Source organism: Priestia sp. 53B2 (genome assembly GCF_056099005.1).
Genome location: NZ_JBLZXA010000018.1, coordinates 88,764 through 108,389 on the forward strand (window position 1 = coordinate 88,764; position 19,626 = coordinate 108,389).

The following is a 19,626-nucleotide window of genomic DNA, read 5'->3' on the forward strand; positions in this document are numbered from 1 at the left end:
ATATAAAAAGTTGTAAGCGTTTTCTTATTATAGCGATGCGAGGTGCCGCTTAATGATGAATGTACAGTTAACCGTACCATCTATGATGGAAAGAGCTGAAAAGCTGTTTAGTAAAAAAGAAGTGATTTCTAAATCTTCAAAAGGAATTCAGCGTTTAACTTATAACCAGTTAATAAAACGGACTCGGCAGCTCTCTAGTATGCTAGAACAAATTGGAGTGAAGCGAGGAGAAAGAGTCGGGACGTTTGCATGGAATCATCATAGACATCTAGAGGCTTATTTCGCTGTGCCCGGAATGGGCGCTGTTCTTCACACCATCAATATCCGGTTAGATCCTGAGCAAATTGTATACATCATTAACCATGCACGCGATAAGGTCATTTTATTTGATGAATGTTTTTTACCTTTATTTGAAAGCATTCATCAAAAGCTTCCACATGTTGAAGCCTATATCATTATGTCAGATGAAAATAAGCTGCCAGAAACAGACTTGCCAGTTTATCATTACGAAAGTTGGATTAAACAAGGGGATGCATCGCATTCTTTTGTTCAAGATTTAAACGAAGAAGAACCAGCAGGTCTTTGTTATACCTCTGCTACTACAGGAGAGCCAAAGGGCGTTGTATATTCTCATCACGCTATTTATCTGCACTGTATGGCGCTAGGGCTTGCTGATAGTGCTGGATTATCAGAAGCTGATATCGCTATGCCTATCGTTCCAATGTTTCACGTGAACGCATGGGGAATTCCCTTTGCTGCCGTTTGGTTTGGAACAAAGCTCGTGCTGCCGGGTGCTTTTTGTACTTCAGAGACGATTGCTTCTCTGATTGAAGAAGAGAAAGTAACTCTGGCTGCAGCAGTACCTACCGTTTGGTTAAACTTTTTACAAGAGATAGAAAAAAGGCCTTACGCAGTCGATAGTTTGCGCGCTATTTTATGCGGCGGATCAGCGGCTCCAAAAAGCGTTATTCGAGAATTTCAGGAAAAATATCAAATTGAATTTATGCATGCATACGGAATGACGGAAACAAGCCCTGTTGTGACCGTCTCCCGCTTAAAAAGCTATCAGTACAGCGAAGACTTTGAGTATCACCTCAACGTAAAAGCGAAGCAAGGTTTCTTAGTTCCTGGCGTTGAAATGAAAGTAATAGGTCAAAATGGAGAAATTGCTTGGGATGGAGTGGAAATGGGTGAGCTATTACTAAAGGGCCCATGGGTAGCTTCTGAATATTACAAGGATAAAAGAACAGAAGATACGTTTAAAGACGGCTGGCTGTATACCGGAGATATTGTGACGGTTGACGAAGAGGGAACGATCAAAATCGTAGACCGAACAAAAGATTTAATTAAAAGCGGAGGAGAATGGATTTCATCGGTTGATCTAGAAAACGCGCTTATTGCCCATGAAGCTGTTTTCGAAGCCTGTGTCATAGCAGTCCCTCATAAGATGTGGCAAGAGCGTCCAGTGGCTTGTGTCGTGTTAAAAGATGCATACAAAGGTGTCGTTTCATCAGAAGAGCTGCTCGAATTTTTAGCGCCGCAGTTTGCAAAATGGTGGCTTCCAGATGACATTTTATTTATGAATGTAATTCCAAAGACAACAGTAGGAAAATTTTTGAAACGTACGCTTCGTGAACAAGTCCTCAATCATTATCAGAAAGGGTGAGTAAGATGACCGTCGAATTAAAAGTAGTAGAACTAGTTTTGCAAGAGCGTATCGCCACAATTTCGTTTAACAGGCCGGATGCGTTAAATGCATTAAACGAAGAAGTGCTAGAGCAGTTTATTCAATGTTTAAAAGTTGTCGAAGAAAGTGAAGCGGACTTTTTAATAGTAAAAGGAAACGGAAAAGTATTTTCAGCAGGCGGAGATATTAATATGATGATGTCACCTTCACAATCAGAACGTTTTGAGCAGGTAATGGATTTGATTAATGAAGCCGTCCTGACTTTATACAGCCTCCCTCAAATGACGATAAGTGTACTGCACGGTGCGGCAGCAGGGCTAGGGCTCAGCATTGCGCTTGCTTCTGATTATATTATTGCAGAAAGACACACAAAAATTGCGATGAACTTTATCGGTATTGCTCTAATTCCAGACGGAGGCTGTCATTTTTTACTAGAAAAGCGCATCGGTGCTCATCGTGCAAAACAGCTGATTTGGGAAGGAAAGACATTAAAAGCAGAGGAAGCTCATCAATTTGGCATAATTGATGAAATAAAAGAAGGAGATTTGGCGAAGCATGTAGAAGATTATCTCTCATATTGGCTAAAAAAACCTTCACGTGCTTTGAAGGAAACAAAGCGAATTTATGTGGAGACATTTGTTTCACAATTAAAGCAAGTGCTTGCGCTTGAGAAAAGAAGTCAGTTTGCTATGAGCCAAAGTTCGGATCATAAGGAAGGTGTACGTGCGTTTCTGGAAAAGCGAGCGCCTGTTTTTAATCAAAGTGAAAAAGATATTTCCGAAAATTAAGTGAACTAGTTTAAAAGCCAATATTTTTGTCTATCATATTGATAGAGCATGTTTAAAAGTTGCAAAACAGTGGTAACACAAGATAATGTAGAAACTAATGAGGTGATTGGAAATGAACAAAACAGATTTAGTAAACGCAGTGGCAACAAAATCAGAGTTAACAAAAGCAGATGCATCTAAAGCAGTTGATGCATTACTAGAAACAATTTCATCAACGCTAGGTGAAGGTGAAAAAATTCAGTTAATCGGCTTTGGTACATTTGAAGTACGTGAGCGTGCTGCTCGTACAGGCCGTAACCCTCAAACGGGTGAAGAAATGCAAATTCCAGCATCAAAAGTACCGGCATTTAAAGCTGGTAAAGAACTAAAAGAAGCTGTAAAGTAATATAAAACGCCGGAAAGCTAAAACTTTCCGGCGTTTTGTATTAACGATGAAATAATACAAGTTTTCCGCTAGAGCTAACGCATCGATGCGTTTTTTCTAAATAGGAAAGCTCTTCTAACTTTTTGGTGCCGATAGTCTTTGCTTCTGTCTCAGAAGCTGCTTCAAAACTTTCATCTATTAATTTTTCTCCAGTCTTTTCAAAAGCGGTTAATGTGTAAGTACTCATAAAATCTACTCTCCTCTTATAGTGTAATTGTAAGCGTATTCAACATATTTCTCGTCCTATTCCCCTAAATCCTGCTAAGGTTTACAGATATCATTTTTTTCCATACAATAAACATAGGTTTATTTACAAAGGAGGAATTAAATGTCTCTTTCTATCCGTGAAGTTTCAAAAAGGTACGGTGAATTTACAGCTGTAAACGAGCTATCCTTGCAAATTCCAAAAGGCGAAGTGTTTGGTTTTTTAGGTGCAAACGGTGCTGGCAAAACGACGACGTTTCGAATGATTTTAGGGCTCATTGAACCAACCTCAGGTCACATCCAATGGAGTGATAAATCTTTAACTTACAGTAGAAGTCATCTAGTTGGCTACCTTCCAGAAGAAAGGGGACTGTATCCGAAATTAAAAGTCAAAGATCAGCTTGTGTACCTTGGACGGTTGCGCGGAATGAAAAAAGCGAACGTGCTGCAAGAAATGGAGCACTGGTTATCTCGATTTAATATTCCTCAATATGCTTCCAAAAAAGTAGAAGAGCTATCCAAAGGAAATCAGCAAAAAATTCAATTTATTGCCTCCGTTATTCATCGGCCCGAGCTGCTTATTTTAGACGAACCTTTTAGTGGCTTGGATCCTGTAAATGTAGAGGTATTAAAAGAAGCGGTTCTTGATTTGAAAAAACGCGGAACGACGATTGTTTTTTCAAGTCATCGAATGGAACATGTGGAAGAACTTTGTGAATATTTATGTATTATGCATCATGGCACGCCTGTAGTGTATGGAAGGCTGCCCGAGATCAAACGTTCATTTGGAAAGAAAAACGTCATTGTACACGGAAAAGGTCCATTTGAGAGAATTACAGAGCTTGAAGGCGTTGTAAAGGTAAAAAAAACGGTTGAGGGCATGATTGTTCAAATTCAACATGAATCCGTATCACAACTCATTTTTCAAGAACTTAAACACTTTTCATTTGTATCTAAATTCGCAGTGGAAGAGCCTTCATTAAATGATATTTTCATTGAAAAGGTAGGTGCTTCCTATGAATAAATTTTGGGTCATTGTCTTTCATACATATCTTAATAAATTAAAAACAAAATCTTTTATTATTACGACGATTATTACTGCTCTTATTCTAGTTGCTCTTACAAATATGGAGAAAATTATCGACGTTTTTAATTCAGACGATAACGGCACAAATGTGGGTGTCATCTATGAAGTGGAAAGCGTATATACGTTGTTCAAACAAAATGTAAATGCCATGGATAAAGACATTCATTTAAAAGAATTTACGTCTGAGTCTAAGGCAAAGCAAGCGGTAAAAAGCGGGGAGCTCGATAGCTATTTACTTTTATCTTTAAACGATAAGCAGCTGCCTCAAGCTGTGTACAAAGCTAACTCTTTGGCCGAATCAAATCTTTCTTCTACCTTAGAACAGGCGGTACAGCAGACAAAAGTGGCTATGGCTACAGTGAAAATCGGGTTAGAAGAAAAGCAAATTGATCAGCTTTACAGCCCTGTTTCATTTAAAAAAGAAGCGTTAGTTGAAAATGCCAAAACAGAACAAGAGCTAAATCAAGCAAGAGGTCTTGTTTATGTGCTGCTGTTTGTTATTTATTTTGCCGTTATCATGTATGGGAGCATGATTGCGATGGAAGTAGCTACTGAAAAATCATCCCGTGTTATGGAGATCCTTGTATCGAGCGTATCACCTATTACACAAATGTTTGCTAAAATCATTGGAATTGCACTGCTCAGCTTAACACAACTTGCAGTGATACTGAGCGTGGGCTACACATCGTTAAAAGCCAGTGTGGAAACAAATCATAACGGTATCTTTTCTTATCTCGGATTTAATGATGTTCCGCTGACTACATTCGTGTATGCATTTGTCTTTTTCATATTGGGGTACTTCCTTTTTGCTACGCTCGCGGCTTTTTTAGGTTCTCTTGTGAGCCGTATTGAAGATGTACAGCAAATGATTACGCCCATGACCCTTGTGATTGTGGCCGCTTTTTTAATTGCTATGTTTGGACTTGGTGATCCTGAAACCACAATCATTACGGTCACATCCTTTATCCCGTTTTTTGCCCCGATGATTATGTTTTTGCGTGTAGGTATGTTAAATGTTCCTATGTGGGAAGTGAGTGTATCGATAGGGATTTTAGTTGTGACGATTACTGCTTTAGCTATATTTGGTGCCCGTGTGTATAAAGGAGGAGTCCTTATGTATGGTCAATCTACCTCTTTTAAAGATATTAAAAAGGCGCTGCAGTTAACGAAAAAAGAAACATAAAGAAGTGAGGTTGAGACATAACTAAATGAATCAAATCTAAAGACGAACAAATGAGATACATGAGCTGAACCGCTTGTTACACCGCAGTTGATTTTCGTGCAAGACTTCCCTTTCCGCGGGCGGCCGGTGAGCCTCCTCATCTCTTCCGCTCCTGTGGGGTCTCATCTCTTCCGCTTTTCCCGCGGTAGTCTGCGTCTAGCCCTCCAATCAACTGCTAGAAGGAATGAAACAGATCAAACCTACGTTCACCATAACGAAAAAAAACGAACCACTAATCAAAAATTATGATCAATGGTTCGTTTTTCATTTCGGCTCAAAGACTTCTGTCCCGGATTCTTTTATGAAAAAGGGTCTAACCGTGCATTCGGTGCCAAGCGATGGTAAAATGAGATGTAAAGAGCTGTAAATAAGCGGACGAAGCGATAAGAGCTTCGTTATCAAATACATAGAATGAAGTGGTAAGGAGGAAAAGGTCATGACAAAAGGAATTGCTCAATACGAAGTAGGAGAGCAAGTTGATCTTTATTTTTTAATTAAATCCTCAACGAGAGGAATTGCAAGCAATGGAAAGCCATTTTTAACGGTAATCCTACAGGATAAAACAGGTGATATTGAAGCCAAGCTGTGGGATGCATCCCCAGATGACGAGGAAAATTATGCTGCTCAAAAGATTGTGCGAGCTGCTGGAGAAGTAATGAATTACCGCGGGCGCAATCAGTTGAAAATACGCAACATTCGTCCTGCACAGCCCCAAGACGGAGTGCGCACATCTGACTTTTTAGAAGTGGCGCCGTTATCTCAAGAAGAAATGGTCGAACATATTACAAAGCGTATATTCGAAATGAAAAATTCGAATGTCCAGCGCATTACTCGCCATTTGTTTAAAAAATATCAAACGGAATTTCTAGAATATCCGGCAGCAACTAAAAATCACCATGAGTTTGTATCGGGACTTGCCTACCATGTGGTGTCTATGCTGAAGCTGGCTGAGTCATTTTCAACCCTTTATCCAAGCTTAAACCGCGACTTGCTGTACGCTGGAGTTATTCTTCATGATCTTGGCAAAGTATTTGAACTTTCAGGTCCTGTTTCGACGATATACACAGTCGAAGGGAACCTGCTTGGCCATATTTCGATTATGGTGAATGAAATTGGAAAAGCGGCAGAAGAATTAGCGATTGAAGGAGAAGAGGTTATGCTTCTTCAGCACCTTGTATTATCGCATCACGGTAAAGAAGAGTGGGGAAGTCCGAAAAAGCCGTTAATTAAAGAGGCTGAGATGCTTCATTTGATTGACAATGTAGACGCTAAAATGAATATGCTGGACCGAGCATTAACAAAAGTGAAGCCCGGTGAGTTTACAGAGCGTATTTTTGCACTTGATAATCGCTCATTTTATAAACCAACGATTGATTAAAAAGGTATAAGTCTTTCTTCCTTCGCATATAGTGGTTGTAAATAACTGTGATGGGGGATCAATATATGGTGACACTACCAATTTGGATTTATTTAGTTGTAGCAGGCATTTTCTTTAGTGGTTTTATGGCGATTCGTGCTGCACAACATGATAAGCAAGTGGATGATTCGTTTATTGAAAAAGAGGGACAAGTCTTCATCGAAAGAATGCAAGTGGAAAAAGAAAGACGCAACAGCGATTCCATCTGATTATATAAAAGAGCCTGTCACATGAGTGACAGGCTCTTAGCATTACTGCTGAGGAGTTTCTACGCCAGATTGACTATCTGTCGCACCTTCTTCGAAAATTGGTTTTACATCCTTATCTTTTGGTTTCACTTTTGCTTTATCAAGCTCTTTTTGAATCTTCTTGTTCGCTTCTGCTTGATCTACTTTTGAACGTTTGATTTGCTGCTCAAGTTCGGGTTTCTTTTTCTCAAACGATTCTACTTTCTTTTTATCAACTAGTTTAATGATATGGTAGCCGTACTCTGTTTTGATTGGTTTACTTACTTCACCTTTTTTCAGCTTGTAAGCCGCTTCTTCAAATTCTTTAACCATTTGGCCTTCACCGAAGTAGCCTAAATCGCCGCCGTTAGCTGCAGACTGCTGATCCGTTGAATATTCTTTTGCCAGACTAGCAAAGTCCTCGCCTTTTTTGATTTTCGCTTCTACTTCATTTGCTGTTTTTTCGTCTTTTACTAAAATATGGCTTGCGCGAATTTGAGGTTTTTGAGCTTTATATTCATCATAAGCCTTTTTCAGTTCTTTGTCCGATACCTTAATGCCTGCTGTAGCAGCTTTTTCACGGAGAATATCAACTTTTAGCATATCTTTGACTTCTTTTTCGCCTTTTTGCTTAATAACTGAATCCACCTGATCACCGTATTGTTCTCTTAGAATGTTCAACTGCTGATCAAGCTCTTTATCCGTTACTTTATATTTTTTACTCAATACTTTTTCTTCGGTAACGCTTCGTACGAGTGTATTAAATTGGTCTTGTCCGATTGTATCTTTCATTTGCTTATACAAATCACCTTGAGTGATATTGCCTGCTTTTGTTTCTACAATTACTTTTGAAGAATCGTTTGCATTTGAAGCATCATTTCCCCCACTGCATGCTGATAAAGCAACGAGACTGGCTGCCGTTGTTAGTGCAACTAAGCTTTTTTTCATACGTAAACACTCCTACTCATCATTTTTACTTATGTAGCTTGACTCAAGATTTACTATATCACATTTCCTGATGTTAGCAAATGAAGTTAAAACCACGTAAATTTACATTTATTTTCCACTAAGTATGGAGTGATTATACGCTTATGACAGCTTTTTTATAAAGCGTTTTCAAAACGGTAGACAAACTCACAGAGTAATCTCCAAACGAGAAGCAAGAGAAATAAATTATGGAGTTTGGGCTAAAAGCCTAGACGTTTTTTGAGCTGATGCATAAGATGCAGTATTAGAAACAAAGGGGGTGCTCAAATGAGCGGATGCGGACATGGAGGCGGTTTTGCACTATTAGTTGTACTGTTTATCTTATTAGTCATTGTTGGTTGTGCATGTTACTACTAGGAAACAGATGAATATAAAAGGAAAGGGGCGATAGATATGGGTTCTTACGGATGCGGATACGGCAGTGGATTTGCGCTATTAGTCGTATTATTCATCTTATTAGTTATCATCGGAGCTAGCTGTTTTTGCTAAGCCTATAAAAAAGCGGTGAGACATCTCACCGTTTTTTATGTAAATGATACTTCAATATAAGATGAAACTAATAAAATGGTAATTAATACATTAATCGTACGAAAGACTTTAGGCTGTTTTTCAGCTGGAATTTCTTTTTGAATACACAATGTATTTGTTAGTGCATTGATGTAGAATAAAATGAATAGTGCAAATACAATAAAGAATATGTACATAAAAATCCCCCTAACAAAATCAGTGTGACGAAGACAAAAAGTCTTATAGTCATTTATATAGTACAGCTTTGTATGAATTTACAAATATCTATATTAACATTACCAAAAAAGCGGTAAAATAGATAGTTATATATACAGTTGAGCAAAGAATTTCAAAAGGTATTTACACAGAAATGCGGTTTTTATTTTATAAAGGGTAGTTAAGAAGTTGAGAAATAGGTTTTAAACGAAATAGCAAAGTGAATGGATAAGAAATGAGTAACAATTAGCCATTGTGCAAAAGGATTGTTAAAAAGGACAGAGGGATTTATATTAATATATGCAGTGAGTACATAATCAGTATATGAAAATCTTTATACGGCGCTACTTAAACAGGAAATGTGAATGACGAAGAAAGAATTATTTGGAAGAACATGAATGAATCATGTACAATATGGAGTAGAGGTATATGAACGTTGAAGGAGTAGGGGAAGCGGATGGAAACTTTAGAATCTCGAGTATCACGTTTAGAATATTACATAAAACTGTTATCTGGGACATCTGAACAAGAAGCTAAACCATTTATTGATTTAGTGGTAAGAAATCAGCTCACAAAGAAGGAAGTAGAGGAAATTTTAATTCTGTGTGAAGATACAAAAAACGAATATATTGAGCAAAAAGCGGAAGGTCTAACAGACTTTGTTCCGCTTCTTACACAATTTGTTGGCATGCTTAATTATAAATTAAATCCTAGAGAGACGGTCGAATCGCTTCGTTATCAACCTTCTTATCAAGATGTGATGAATGAATTTTTTGAAATTATTCAATGGATAAGGGACTAACCATTAAGAGTTTGAAATAGTCTCCTGGTGGTTTTCTTTATCTTTCTTGACAAGCTTGCCATCTTCTTCAGTGAATTCTTCTTCGATATGATGGAAAGATCGCTCGAAGATATCCATAAAATCTTCACCGTAAATTTTGCGGATGACGGTCATTAGTTCCATAAACTCTGGGAATTTGCCGTACAAGTCGCGCAACGGAAGTGCACCGCTGAACACTGAATTATTAGAAGGTTCGTAATGTTCCATTAAATCTAATAAAATGGCCTCGCCTTTATCTGTCAGCTGAATGTACGTATTTCGCTTGTCGCTTTCTTTTTTAGAAAACTCAAGTAAACCTCGTTCTTCTAGTTTTTTGGAGAAGTTAAATGCAGTAGAAACATGCATAACTCCAAACTTGGCAATTTCGGAAATGGAAGCCCCGTTTAAATGATATGAAATCCATAAAATATGATGCTCGTTAATATTAAGGTCATAAGGCTTAATCCATTGCTGCCAATCCTTCTCTACGGTTTTCCAAAGGGCTTTACTTAATTGGGCAATGCGTTGGCTAAATAGAAGTGCTTCTTTCAAACTGTAATCTTGATCACTAGTCTTTTTCATCTTCTCCCACCTACTTAGTCTCTTTTTTTATTTATCTTCTATTATGCCAATAAAATAAAAAATTATAAAGATGTAAATTTACAAAATTTTAAAAAATTAAAAAAGAAGGCGTTTTAACCTTCTTTTTTGTCAATTTTTTCATTGGGATTTTTAGTTGTCTGTACATGTTCCTCTAGGTTTGACAAAGAATTTTGGATTTCTTTCAAATGATGTTGAATGGATTCCTTATGAGGGACAATTTCTTCTTTAAACTGACCAAGGGTAGTAGAAAGGTCACTTGCGATATTTTTCACTATAGTATTTCCTTCTCTGGCGGTCATTTGTACTTGTTGAGAAACAGCTTTTATTTTCGTTGAGAGCTCTTGTTGTGAAGCGTTAACTCGGTCTTTTCTAGAACTGACACGCTGTTTAAGTTCTCGTCCTGAATATGGAGTAACAAGAAGCGTTGTAATAGCGGCTACGGTGCTTCCGATTGCTGCTCCAGCTGCTAGTTTTTTCATTCTACTCATTATTTATTTCCTCCTATGTAGTAAAGTAATTGCTAACACTTCCTTCTGACATAATCATAAAAAAATAGCATAGATTTATACAAAAGAAGGAGGTTATCAATATGGGGTAGCTTTATTCATTCTTTTGATGATTAGCCTGAGTTTTTTTCTGGCTGCCTTTAAATGGTTTAGCCTTACGACTAGAACGGCATCATATCCACCTAAACATGTGCTTAAACAAAAGTCTCTTACATGTGCGACGGTGGCTTTTGCGAGTTTTTTATTGGCGCTTATACTTTATTATGTAACCTAGGATGGGGAACTTAAACCTTTATTACATAGTAAGTCTTCATACCTATTGTATGAGCTGCAAATGAAATTTAAGTGAAAAGCATCCTGTACCATTTCTTTTTAAACAAAAAGTTAAGAGTCGAACTGTAGGCTGTCTCTAAAAGATCAGCAACATACTATAAATGAACCGTTTTATCTAAAGGTCCGCCACGCTTTGGCGGGCCTTAGCTTTTGGTGTAAAAAAAGAGCCTGATTCTTAATTAAATCAGGCTCTTGACGTTACGATAATTTTGCTTTGATGCTTGTGCGTTTTAGAACGGATTGAACAATTGGATAAATAACGACCATAACGATTGTATTCACTACTGTTGCAGGTAATACAACCGCAGCAACAAGTGCCATGACGCTGTTTCCGCCCGGTAAGCCGACGATTAGCGCGGCAGCTGACAAGAATACGGTTCCTGATACGAGTGTGCCAACAGCTGTTAAAGCAGCAGCGACTGGTGTTTTAATGCCTGTTGCTTTTTTCACAAGCATAAATAATGCAAAGAAAACAAATGCTGTAATTGGTTTATCAATTAAGTTTGCAATTTGTCCGCCAGGAAAGCTTGTTGTTAAAGCAGAAATAGCAGCTGTTGTTAAGCCAACTAGTGCAACATTTTTTACGCTAGGAAACAACAGGATTGCTAAAAACATCATTGTTAACATCATATCCGGCTTCATTCCAAATAAAATAGGAGGTACCACCGTGTGGAGAACCGCTCCAATTCCGACTAATAACGCTAAAGAAACTAAAACTTTTGTATTCATTTCTCATCTCTCCTCTTCTAAGCTAAGCTCGAAATATACCAATGGTGCGTCTATGCCCATTGCATATATTTACATACTGATTATAACATATTTATATAAAAAAAGAATCAGTTAATTCTGCCAATTATGCATTCGCCTGTGCAAATTCATCCATAAAAACGGCAAGAGCTTCACATGCTTCAAGCGGTACGGCATTGTAAATAGAAGCGCGGCATCCGCCGATTGAACGGTGTCCAGCTAATCCTACGAAGCCTTTTTCTTTTGCTTGCTGTAAAAAAGCGGCCGTTAACTCATCGTTTGGTAAAGTAAACGTTACATTCATAATTGATCGGCTTTCCTCTGTAGCGTGAGGAGTATAGAAACCGTTTGAACGTTCCATGCTTGTGTAGAGCAACGCAGCTTTTTTATGGTTTTGGGCTTCAACTGCTTTAACGCCGCCTTGTTCTTTAATCCAGTCTAAAACAAGTGAAAGCATATAAATGCCAAACGTTGGAGGAGTGTTGTAAAGAGAATTGCTCTTTACGTGGGTCTCGTAATTCAGCATTGTTGGTAAACCTTCAGGAATACGTTTAAGCAATTCTTTCTTTAAAATGACAACCGTTACACCAGATGGTCCGAGGTTTTTCTGAGCGCCAGCATAAATGAGTGAGAATTTAGATACATCAATTTGACGGCAAAGAATGTCGCTTGACATATCAGCAATTAAATCTACTCCTTCGATAGAAGGGTAGTCAGCCCATTGTGTACCAAAAATTGTATTGTTGGATGTGATATGCAAGTATCCGATATCTTCTTTTGGAAGCTGTAAACTGTCTAAAGCTGGGATAGATCGGTAGTTCTCGTCTTTAGTAGAAGCAACCACTGCTGTTTTTCCAAGTTTCTTTGCTTCTTTTAATGCTTTTTCCGACCATGATCCAGTTAGCACATATGCACCGACTTGATCAGGAGCTAAAAAGTTCATTGGAATCATAGAGAATTGCAGGCTTGCTCCGCCCTGCAGGAATAAAATTTCATGTGTATCCGGAATGTTTAGCAATTCCGTTAGTGTTTCTTTAGCGTGTGTTAATACATCTTCAAACTCTTTGCTGCGATGTGATAATTCCATCACAGACATACCTGTATTTTTGAAATTAACTAGCTCCTCTTGAGCAAGTTGTAAGACAGGTAGGGGAAGCGCAGATGGACCTGCATTAAAATTATAAGCTCTGTTTAACGTAATCACATTAATTCCTCCTCAAATTAGTTCGAACACTTATCATTCAAAATGGCTAATGACTGATGTCAGAAAGAATATCATTATACTATCACGAAAACCCTTGATTGTGGAGGTAACTTTTCAAAAATTTAAATTAATCTGTAAAGAAAAAATAATAGAAAAAAGATAAATAAAAAGTATACGCAAACATGTTTTGGCAAACATGTAAATGAAATGTTTATATGCTATACTGATGGAAGAAATAAAGTGGAGGAACCCAATGAGAGTATTAAAATATGCAATATTAGGGCTCTTAAACCAGAAGGAGCTCAGCGGGTATGACATTACCAGACTTTTTAAAGAAGAGGTCGGTAATTTTTGGAGTGCTAAGCACAGCCAAATTTATCCTGAGTTAAAGCGATTAACAGAAGAAGGATTTATTCGCTATGAAACGGTAATTCAAGGCAAAAAATTAGAAAAAAAGATGTATTCGATAACGGAAGAAGGAAGAGATGAGTTAAGCAAATGGCTCACTACAATTGATCCTATTCCTGAAACAACGAAAGATGAATTTATGTTAAAAGCTTATTTTGCTTCATCTATGTCAGTAGAAGAGTTAAAGCAACAAATAGATAATCAATTATCAAGCAGGAAAGTGAAGCTGACTTTTCTAAAGAAACGAATGGACGATCTTTTAGAAGAAGCTAATCATCATATTACCGTTTCTTCACCTCAATTTGGTCATTATTTAGTGCTATCTCGCGCTCAAGACCGGGAGACAAGCTATATCCATTGGCTTGAACGTACGCTGAATTTAATTGAAAAAGAACAATAAGAAAAGGTGAACGATCATGACTTGGTGCATAAAATCATTTCAAGAGTTATCAAACGATGAGCTTTATGAAATTTTACAGGTTCGCACCGCTGTTTTTGTTGTCGAACAGAAGTGTGCTTACTTAGAAGTAGATGGAAAAGACAAACTTGCTTATCACTTGTTTAAAAAAGAGGATGAGAAAATTCTCGCATACCTTAGAGTTTTACCAAAAGGAATTAGCTATCGGGAAGCTTCTCTTGGACGCATTATTGTAAAACAAGAACAGCGCGGTACAGGTCTTGGAAGAGAATTAGTAGCAAAAGGAATCGATTTTCTAGAGAATGAGTTGCACGAGAAGACAATTAAAATTCAAGCGCAAAGCAGGCTTCAACCATTTTATGAATCGTTTGGTTTTAGACCTATTTCCGATATTTACTCAGATGAAGGGCTCCCTCACGTAGATATGCTAAAGACACCTTAGAAACTTCACCAATTGTGTGAAGTTTTTCTATTTTTAAAACGGGTAAGGTGAAAGGAAGATACTGGGCTTTATTAAGGCCGAGATAGAATCGATATGACTACTACTAAATTAGTAATTTACGAATAAGATAGATAATGAATTTGTTTCTTTTTGCTTATTCTTTGATTTTAAGTAAGTGATATATTGAAGAAAGTAATAATATTGTATATAATGTTTTTGTAACAAAAATGTAACAATTACGTAATATTATTAATATTTATTAGAAAAGAAATTTGTTGTACATATTGCTTGGAGGCATTTTTATGAGTGCAAAAGAAAAGAAAAATAGGTATATATATAGTTTAGATGGACTTCGCGCCTTTGCTGTTATGGCTGTCATTGCTTATCATTTAGGCTTTGGATGGGCATCGGGAGGATTTTTAGGAGTTGACGTTTTCTTTGTACTATCAGGATATTTAATTACCTCAATTTTACTGGTGCAAACGTGGGAGAATCCATTAAAGAATTTGAAGCATTTTTGGATCAGCCGTACGAGAAGACTTCTTCCAGCTGTGTATGTGATGATAGTATTAACTGCAGCATGGGTTATTTTATTTAACCGGCCATTGTTAACAACGCTACGAGGCGATGCATTATCGTCTATTTTTTATATGAGTAACTGGTGGTTTATTTTTCATAAAGTTTCATATTTTGATAGTTTTGGGTCACCGTCACCACTAAAGAACTTATGGTCACTTGCTATTGAAGAGCAGTTTTATATTGTGTGGCCACTTGTTTTATTGTTGGGTTTAAAATTTATCAAAAAGAGAGGAATTATTTCTCTATTCATTTTAGCTGGAGTAATGGCCTCAGCTATTCTAATGTCTTTTTTATATGAACCAGGAGGGGATCCTAGCCGCATTTATTATGGAACCGATACTCGGCTGTTTGCCCTTTTAATCGGCTGTTTACTTGCATTTGTCTGGCCGATGTATCGTTTATCATCAAAAAATCTTCCAGCCGTAGGCAAGCAAGTATTAAACGCGGTAAGTATGGTGAGTTTCTTTGTATTTATGCTCTGCGTATGGAGCGTTGATGAGTATAATCATGCATCTTTTCTTTATCAAGGTGGAATGCTGCTGATTTGTTTAAACGCTGCTGTACTGGTTGCAACGATTAGTCATCCTAGTAGTTTTTTAGGAAAAGTTCTGTCGTTTAAACCGCTTCGCTGGCTTGGTACTAGATCATACGGTATCTATTTGTGGCATTATCCGGTTATTGTTCTTACAACACCTGTATCCGAGATTGGCCGCCCGGTCTATTGGCATGCGCTGTTACAAGTAGGACTTACGTTTATCATTGCTGAACTTTCTTACCGTTACATCGAAGTGCCTATACGCACACGCGGCTTTCGCTATTATTTCCGGCACTACCATCCGAGAGAGCTTTTTAAATGGCGTAATCTCTCTCGTTCGAGACAAGCGGTTTTGGGCAGTCTCATTTTCTTTTTGGCGTTGTTTACAGCGGATATGACAAGCTTTGCTATTAGTACGCAGCAAAAGGATGAAACGGCAGCAAAAGAGACAGAGGTTAAAATTCAAACGAATCATAAAGAAAATGCTTCAACTTCTGTCAAAGACAAGAACAAAGCGGATGATAAAAAAGCAGAGAACGCGGAAAAGAGTTCCGGGGAAGAAAGATCTGATGCAAAAGAAAAACAGCAGCCGAATTCTTACAGAGATGTTCTTGCGATTGGAGACTCGGTCATGCTGGATATTGCTCCTAATCTTAAAGAGATGCCGCTTAGTATTACGATTGACGGAAAAGTAGGAAGGCAGCTCAATGAAGCACTGCAGCTAACTCCTAGCTATCAAGCATTTAATAATCCGAACAGCGCAGTGATTATTGAGTTAGGAACAAACGGCTACTTTACAAATGAAGAACTTGTACAACTGTTAAAAGCTTTTTCACATGCGGACGTTTACTTAGTGAATACGCGCGTTCCTCGTTCGTGGGAAAGCACCGTAAACAAGAACTTGAAAGCTGCTTCTGAAAAGTTTGATCACGTCACGCTCGTAGATTGGTACTCAGAGGCTTCTAAGCACCCTGAATACTTTACATCAGATGGTGTCCACTTGGTACCTGAAGGATCAAGAGCATTAACAAAATTGATTGAAGAGCGTATGAATTTAGAGATTAAAGCGGAAAGTCGTTCATAATAAGTGAAAAGCCGCACTATGTTTTATATCACAAACTGATTAAACATGTGTCAAATGAATAGATGAAACAAAAAAAGCTTACATGTGTAAGCTTTTTTTGTTTCAAGAAAGGCGAGAAGAAATATTGCCAGCGATTTCTTGAAGTTTTCCAGGCGTGTATTCGCTTGTATGCTCTTTCCATACAGCACCGAATCCATCGCCTTCCCCATAGCGAGGAATAATGTGCATATGATAATGAAACACGGATTGACCAGCTTTTTCACCATTATTATTTAAGATGTTTAAGCCGATTGGGCTGTATGTTTCTTTAATTGCATTTGCGATTTGAGGAACCACTTCAAACAAATTGCGCGCAATTTCCGGCGTTAGTTCGTGAATGTCTTTTTTATGTACTTTTGGAATCACCAGCGTATGACCTTTTGTTACTTGACTAATGTCTAAAAAAGCTAATACATGTTCATTTTCAAACACTTTTGCACCTGGGATTTCACCGCGAATAATTTTGCAAAAAATACAGTTTTCATCATGTGTGCTCATTATGTTCACCTTCCGTTACCAATATAAATGTATGGGTATACATGTACGTTTATTTTACCACAAAGTAGAAATGCAATCAGCAGGCAAGAAATAGCTACTGGCATTTTATACACAAAAACGGGATGCAAACGATTATGCATCCCGTCATGTGAAGAAGAAAAAAATAGCTTTTAATGCAGCATATGATCTTTAAGGAACACCTCATTTACGTAATTGCATTGCCTAATGAAACAGTAACTTGAAAAAGTATATTCTCTTTAACAAACACCTCATTTAAGCATTGAGCTAAAAAATATACAATGTGAACGAAATCGTTCTTGGTCTTTGACAAACACCTCATTTACACAGTAATAAATGAACATTATTGTCTACCCATTATATATATTCTTACTACGTTCATGACTACCATCCCCTTATGAATCAAACATACATCGATTTACAATAAGGTTTTCTGAAATATGCCTGCTGTAGACACCTCATCCCAAATGTAAGAAGCTTTGTAATGATTAGTTGTAATCAATAACTTGTTTTCCTTCTTCCCTATATAGAATGTCCCGATATTTCGATTATATTCTGGGAAAATTAACCGAAAAAATTGAAAACGATGTGAGGAAGAAAAAGATTTGGTACAATAGAGCAAATAGCGCTTGCGCTTGGAGACAAAAAAGAACAAATAAAAGGAGATCGTGATGAGTTCTTTATTGCAAATTAACAATATTACAGGGGGATATACAAAAACTCCCGTCTTAAAAGATGTATCGTTTGATGTAAATGCAGGTGAATTAGTTGGATTAATCGGGTTAAACGGAGCCGGCAAAAGTACAACGATTAAACATATCATTGGATTAATGGAAGCAAAAAAAGGAAGTGTATCCATTAATAATAAAACCTTTCAACAAGACCCAACAGGTTATCGAAGTCAGTTTACGTTTATTCCAGAAACTCCTGTGCTATACGATGAATTAACATTAAAAGAACATTTAGATATGACAGCTATGGCTTATGGACTTGAGCCTCAAACATATGAAGCCCGTCTGCGGCCGCTTTTAAAAGAATTTCGTTTAGATCGGAAGTTAAAATGGTTCCCTGCGCATTTTTCAAAAGGAATGAAGCAGAAGGTTATGATTATGTGCGCTTTTTTGGTTCAGCCGTCTCTTTATATTATTGATGAACCTTTTTTAGGTTTAGATCCGCTTGGTATTCAATCTTTACTTGATTTGATGACGGATATGAAAAAGCAAGGTGCAGGCATTTTAATGTCCACACACATTTTGGCGACTGCGGAACGCTACTGCGATAAATTTGTTATTTTACATAACGGAGAAGTAAGAGCGCAAGGAACGCTTAAAGACCTTCAAGAAAAATTTCAGATGCGCAATGCTACTCTTGATGAAATTTATATTGAATTAACAAAGGAAGAAGGCTATGAGTAAGATTGATGCATTATGGAAGCAACGGTTTCAGCAGTATTTAGTGGATGTAAGAAGATATACAAAATATATCTTAAATGACCACATTAAATTAGTGTTAATTTTTGCGATTGGCGGTTTGGCCTACTATTATCAACAGTGGTTGAGTACATTAACACCTGCGTTTCCTTCGGCTATAGTAATTGCGATACTTATGGGATTGATTTTAACCATGGGTCAAATTCAAACGTTTTTAAAACGACCTGATTTAGTCTTTTTACTTCCTTTGGAGACGAAGCTGCAGCCTTATTTTAAAAAATCTTTTTGGTTTACCTTTACGATTCAGCTTTATATTTTATTATTTGCAACTGGTGCAGCAGCACCTCTTCACGTAAAGGTAATGCATGATTCTTACTCAAACGTTTTTGTGTTTTTTCTGCTATTACTCATCTTGAAAGTTGTAAACTTAGGCATGTCTTGGTGGGCCGTATGGTTTGAAGAAAAGTGGGCGAAATGGACAGATTATATCGTCAGGTTTTTCTTGAACGCAGTTTTTACGTACTTCTTATTTTCGCATGCATACGTATTCTTTACAGGAGTCGTAGCGGTGATTATGATTGCGCTAGCCATGTATTACCGCTCACTTACAAAAAGAAAGCCGATTAAATGGGAGAAGCTAATTGACTTAGAAGAAAAGCGCATGGGCTATTTTTATCGATTAGCTAATTTATTTACGGACGTTCCTCAGGTAAAAGAGCGAACCAAACGCCGTAGATATTTAGATTGGCTAGTAGCACGTATTCCATTTCGTCAAAGTGCCACTTACCATTACTTGTACACCAGAACATTTTTGCGATCAGGAGATTATTTAAGTTTGCTCGTTCGCTTAACTGTCATTGGCGGATTCTTAATTGTAGCTGCGCCGTTTCAATACGGCAATATAGTGGTAGTTTTATTTGTTGTATACATGACGGGTTTTCAATTACTCCCGCTTTGGAAGCAGCACAAACAGATTTTATGGCTTTCTCTTTATCCGGTTGAAGCTAAAGAACGGAAAAAGGCATTTTTGGACGTATGGAAAAAAGCGCTGTATGTACAAATTCTTGTGCTCGCCATAGTGGTGGCTTTTTCTAATATAGTTGCTGCACTGCTTTCCGTGGCAGCAGGTGCTATATTTATTCACTTATTTGTAAATGCATATGTAAATAAAAAATTAACGTAAAAAAAGCTCCTAA

General features: G+C 37.5%; 24 protein-coding genes. 16 read left to right on the forward strand and 8 right to left on the reverse strand.

Translation table 11 applies throughout. The features are described from left to right. Positions 1-52 precede the first annotated feature (52 nt). From ACN6NE_RS13890 to ACN6NE_RS13900, 3 genes are all read left to right on the forward strand, one after another. A complete protein-coding gene (locus ACN6NE_RS13890; protein WP_474325665.1) occupies positions 53-1,666 on the forward strand; it encodes a long-chain fatty acid--CoA ligase in 1,614 nt (537 codons plus the stop codon). 5 nt (positions 1,667-1,671) lie between these two features. After that, positions 1,672-2,475, forward strand: coding sequence for an enoyl-CoA hydratase (locus ACN6NE_RS13895; protein ID WP_474325667.1), 804 nt, complete (start codon positions 1,672-1,674; stop codon positions 2,473-2,475). A gap of 112 nt (positions 2,476-2,587) precedes the next feature. Beyond that, complete coding sequence (locus tag ACN6NE_RS13900; RefSeq protein ID WP_013055305.1) at positions 2,588-2,860, forward strand: HU family DNA-binding protein; 273 nt, start codon at positions 2,588-2,590, stop codon at positions 2,858-2,860. 40 nt (positions 2,861-2,900) lie between these two features. Here ACN6NE_RS13900 and ACN6NE_RS13905 read toward each other — a convergent pair whose 3' ends face one another. Then, complete coding sequence (locus ACN6NE_RS13905) at positions 2,901-3,086, reverse strand: YhzD family protein (protein ID WP_013055306.1); 186 nt, start codon at positions 3,084-3,086, stop codon at positions 2,901-2,903. A 141-nt stretch (positions 3,087-3,227) separates the two neighbouring features. Here ACN6NE_RS13905 and ACN6NE_RS13910 point away from each other — a divergent pair, with 141 nt between their 5' ends. From ACN6NE_RS13910 to ACN6NE_RS13925, 4 genes are all read left to right on the forward strand, one after another. Continuing rightward, a complete protein-coding gene (locus tag ACN6NE_RS13910) occupies positions 3,228-4,127 on the forward strand; it encodes an ABC transporter ATP-binding protein (protein ID WP_129706103.1) in 900 nt (299 codons plus the stop codon). After that, a complete protein-coding gene (locus tag ACN6NE_RS13915; protein ID WP_474325669.1) occupies positions 4,120-5,373 on the forward strand; it encodes an ABC transporter permease in 1,254 nt (417 codons plus the stop codon). The genes ACN6NE_RS13910 and ACN6NE_RS13915 overlap by 8 nt, the downstream gene beginning before the upstream one ends. Positions 5,374-5,848: 475 nt before the next feature. Next, positions 5,849-6,790 carry a 3'-5' exoribonuclease YhaM gene (gene yhaM / locus ACN6NE_RS13920; protein ID WP_129706107.1) on the forward strand — a complete coding sequence of 314 codons (942 nt, stop codon included), beginning with the start codon at positions 5,849-5,851 and terminating at the stop codon, positions 6,788-6,790. A gap of 65 nt (positions 6,791-6,855) precedes the next feature. Beyond that, positions 6,856-7,038: a sporulation YhaL family protein gene (locus tag ACN6NE_RS13925; protein WP_013055310.1), complete on the forward strand. Its 183-nt coding sequence runs from the start codon at positions 6,856-6,858 to the stop codon at positions 7,036-7,038. A gap of 42 nt (positions 7,039-7,080) precedes the next feature. On the opposite strand, the gene ACN6NE_RS13930 is transcribed toward ACN6NE_RS13925, so the two are convergent. Further along, positions 7,081-8,004 (reverse strand): peptidylprolyl isomerase, encoded by a 924-nt coding sequence (locus tag ACN6NE_RS13930; RefSeq protein ID WP_016762972.1) that lies wholly within the window; start codon positions 8,002-8,004, stop codon positions 7,081-7,083. A 306-nt stretch (positions 8,005-8,310) separates the two neighbouring features. Here ACN6NE_RS13930 and ACN6NE_RS13935 point away from each other — a divergent pair, with 306 nt between their 5' ends. Together ACN6NE_RS13935 and ACN6NE_RS13940 are read left to right on the forward strand one after the other, a co-directional pair. Then, positions 8,311-8,400, forward strand: coding sequence for a YjcZ family sporulation protein (locus ACN6NE_RS13935; RefSeq protein WP_129706111.1), 90 nt, complete (start codon positions 8,311-8,313; stop codon positions 8,398-8,400). 36 nt (positions 8,401-8,436) lie between these two features. Beyond that, positions 8,437-8,532, forward strand: a complete 96-nt coding sequence (locus ACN6NE_RS13940; protein WP_016762974.1) for a YjcZ family sporulation protein — start codon at positions 8,437-8,439, stop codon at positions 8,530-8,532. A 35-nt stretch (positions 8,533-8,567) separates the two neighbouring features. Here the strand turns inward: ACN6NE_RS13940 and ACN6NE_RS13945 are convergent, their stop codons facing one another. Continuing rightward, positions 8,568-8,747, reverse strand: a complete 180-nt coding sequence (locus tag ACN6NE_RS13945) for a hypothetical protein (protein WP_013055312.1) — start codon at positions 8,745-8,747, stop codon at positions 8,568-8,570. Positions 8,748-9,223: 476 nt separating this feature from the next. On the opposite strand from ACN6NE_RS13945, the gene ACN6NE_RS13950 reads away from it, so the two are divergent. Further along, positions 9,224-9,568, forward strand: a complete 345-nt coding sequence (locus ACN6NE_RS13950) for a DUF1878 family protein (protein WP_013055313.1) — start codon at positions 9,224-9,226, stop codon at positions 9,566-9,568. 3 nt (positions 9,569-9,571) lie between these two features. On the opposite strand, the gene ACN6NE_RS13955 is transcribed toward ACN6NE_RS13950, so the two are convergent. Together ACN6NE_RS13955 and ACN6NE_RS13960 are read right to left on the reverse strand one after the other, a co-directional pair. Next, on the reverse strand, positions 9,572-10,168 hold the full coding sequence (locus tag ACN6NE_RS13955; RefSeq protein WP_014461677.1) for an HTH-type transcriptional regulator Hpr: 597 nt from the start codon (positions 10,166-10,168) through the stop codon (positions 9,572-9,574). Positions 10,169-10,281: 113 nt separating this feature from the next. Continuing rightward, positions 10,282-10,677 carry a YtxH domain-containing protein gene (locus tag ACN6NE_RS13960; RefSeq protein ID WP_116075084.1) on the reverse strand — a complete coding sequence of 132 codons (396 nt, stop codon included), beginning with the start codon at positions 10,675-10,677 and terminating at the stop codon, positions 10,282-10,284. 118 nt (positions 10,678-10,795) lie between these two features. Here ACN6NE_RS13960 and yhzF point away from each other — a divergent pair, with 118 nt between their 5' ends. Next, the gene (gene yhzF, locus ACN6NE_RS13965; protein WP_465119511.1) at positions 10,796-10,969 is read left to right on the forward strand and encodes a membrane protein YhzF; all 174 of its coding nucleotides are present in this window, start codon (positions 10,796-10,798) and stop codon (positions 10,967-10,969) included. Between the two features lie 257 nt (positions 10,970-11,226). Here yhzF and ACN6NE_RS13970 read toward each other — a convergent pair whose 3' ends face one another. Together ACN6NE_RS13970 and serC are read right to left on the reverse strand one after the other, a co-directional pair. Further along, positions 11,227-11,757 (reverse strand): tryptophan transporter, encoded by a 531-nt coding sequence (locus tag ACN6NE_RS13970; RefSeq protein ID WP_129706113.1) that lies wholly within the window; start codon positions 11,755-11,757, stop codon positions 11,227-11,229. A gap of 124 nt (positions 11,758-11,881) precedes the next feature. Continuing rightward, on the reverse strand, positions 11,882-12,979 hold the full coding sequence (gene serC, locus ACN6NE_RS13975; protein WP_129706115.1) for a 3-phosphoserine/phosphohydroxythreonine transaminase: 1,098 nt from the start codon (positions 12,977-12,979) through the stop codon (positions 11,882-11,884). A gap of 253 nt (positions 12,980-13,232) precedes the next feature. Between serC and ACN6NE_RS13980 the strand changes: the two genes are divergently transcribed. From ACN6NE_RS13980 to ACN6NE_RS13990, 3 genes are all read left to right on the forward strand, one after another. Continuing rightward, on the forward strand, positions 13,233-13,787 hold the full coding sequence (locus ACN6NE_RS13980) for a PadR family transcriptional regulator (RefSeq protein ID WP_129706117.1): 555 nt from the start codon (positions 13,233-13,235) through the stop codon (positions 13,785-13,787). Between the two features lie 16 nt (positions 13,788-13,803). Then, on the forward strand, positions 13,804-14,247 hold the full coding sequence (locus tag ACN6NE_RS13985) for a GNAT family N-acetyltransferase (protein ID WP_129706119.1): 444 nt from the start codon (positions 13,804-13,806) through the stop codon (positions 14,245-14,247). A gap of 302 nt (positions 14,248-14,549) precedes the next feature. Next, entirely contained in the window at positions 14,550-16,445 is a 1,896-nt protein-coding gene (locus tag ACN6NE_RS13990; RefSeq protein WP_129706121.1) for an acyltransferase family protein, read from the forward strand. 102 nt (positions 16,446-16,547) lie between these two features. On the opposite strand, the gene ACN6NE_RS13995 is transcribed toward ACN6NE_RS13990, so the two are convergent. After that, entirely contained in the window at positions 16,548-16,982 is a 435-nt protein-coding gene (locus tag ACN6NE_RS13995; RefSeq protein ID WP_116075094.1) for an HIT family protein, read from the reverse strand. Between the two features lie 689 nt (positions 16,983-17,671). On the opposite strand from ACN6NE_RS13995, the gene ACN6NE_RS14000 reads away from it, so the two are divergent. After that, entirely contained in the window at positions 17,672-18,415 is a 744-nt protein-coding gene (locus tag ACN6NE_RS14000) for an ABC transporter ATP-binding protein (RefSeq protein ID WP_129706123.1), read from the forward strand. After that, positions 18,408-19,613 (forward strand): ABC transporter permease, encoded by a 1,206-nt coding sequence (locus tag ACN6NE_RS14005; protein WP_474325674.1) that lies wholly within the window; start codon positions 18,408-18,410, stop codon positions 19,611-19,613. The genes ACN6NE_RS14000 and ACN6NE_RS14005 overlap by 8 nt, the downstream gene beginning before the upstream one ends. The last annotated feature ends 13 nt before the right edge of the window (positions 19,614-19,626 follow it).